The organism is Psychrobacter sp. 1U2, assembly GCF_051847575.1.
This window is the reverse complement of record NZ_JBPYDC010000244.1, coordinates 1-1,328: the sequence shown is the minus strand read 5'-3', so window position 1 is coordinate 1,328 and position 1,328 is coordinate 1. Positions and strand designations below refer to the sequence as shown.

Annotated in this window: 2 protein-coding genes; both read right to left on the bottom strand. The window is 41.9% G+C overall.

From position 1 onward, the window contains the following. A partial coding sequence (locus ACS8FD_RS14865; protein WP_439276425.1) for a BCCT family transporter occupies window positions 1-567 on the bottom strand: 567 nt, incomplete at its 3' end. Window positions 568-719: 152 nt separating this feature from the next. After that, window positions 720-1,328, bottom strand: a 609-nt coding sequence (locus ACS8FD_RS14860) for a BCCT family transporter (RefSeq protein WP_439276424.1), incomplete at its 5' end; no start/stop codon positions are given.

Below are 1,328 nucleotides of genomic sequence, written 5' to 3'. Positions count from 1 at the left end.
ATAAATCCTTTTACCCAACAATGGATACAGACTTGAGCGAATAGAGAGTGGCAGACCACGGCGAAAGTGGAAGTATGCCAGGGACAACGCCACGATGGCATAAATAGCCCAAGCATGGATACCATAGTGCAAGAACGAGATGTTCATCGCTTGTTTGGCGGCCTCTACTGTCTCAGCTTCGCCAAGAGGTGGTGCCATAAAGTGATAAACAGGTTCTGCGGTGCCCCAGTACATGATACCGATACCAATACCTGCTGAGAACAACATGCCGATCCAAGATGGCAGACTATACTGTGGCCTTTCGGTCTGATGACCCAAGCGAATGTCACCATACTTACTAAAAATCAAATACAAACTTAACACCACTGCCACGTTCATTAAGATAACGAATAGCCAGCCAAATCGCCGAGTAATGAAACCCTGTGCTGCAGCAAATACTGAATCAGCCAGCTCATGAAACAGAGCGCCAAATATAATAAAACCCACGATCAAAACTGCCGAGGCAATAAAAACAGGCTTATTAACTCGTGGAAAAGGTCCTAGACGACCAATTTTGAGTTCACTCATAATACCTTCCTAAAATAGAGTTGTGCCACTATGTTTGGATATAAACAACCTATCAAACCTAAAAAATATATATAACCGCATAAAAATAGCCCTAAATGTGAGGGCTATCTGTGTATGAAAATTCTAATAATAACGATAACAGGTAATATAGATTAGTCACCTTTAGCAATCTTAGGCGGACCTTCCAATAGATTTTCATCAACGAACTCGTTCGCCGTATTATGATCTGCTGATTCTGCAGTAATGTAATACTGCTGAGCTCTATACAGTATCAATTGATCTCTACTTAAACCACGTAGTAGCGCGTACATCATCACAAATACGACTAAAGCAAATGGTAGACCTGCTACGATAGCTGCTGCCTGTAAAGCACTTAGTCCACCAGCTGCAAGTAAAACTGCAGCTATGACGCCTTCTGTACTTGCCCAAAATAAGCGCTGAATTTTTGGCGGATTGGTATCGCCACCGGCTGTTAGCATATCAATGACAAAGCTTGCCGAATCTGATGATGTTACAAACCAAAGTACAATCATAATGACAATTATAAAAGTAATCGGTTTGGTTAATGGGTAGTACTCGATCAGCTTAAAGATGGCACTACCAAAATCTGCTTGTACCGCTTCAACGAGTCCTGGACTAGCCAATGCAGGATCAATAGCAGCAAGCAACTCCATATGAATAGCAACGCCGCCAAAAGTCGTAAACCAAAAAAACAAGATTGTTATTGGTATTAACATGACCCCTAACACAAACTCACGAAT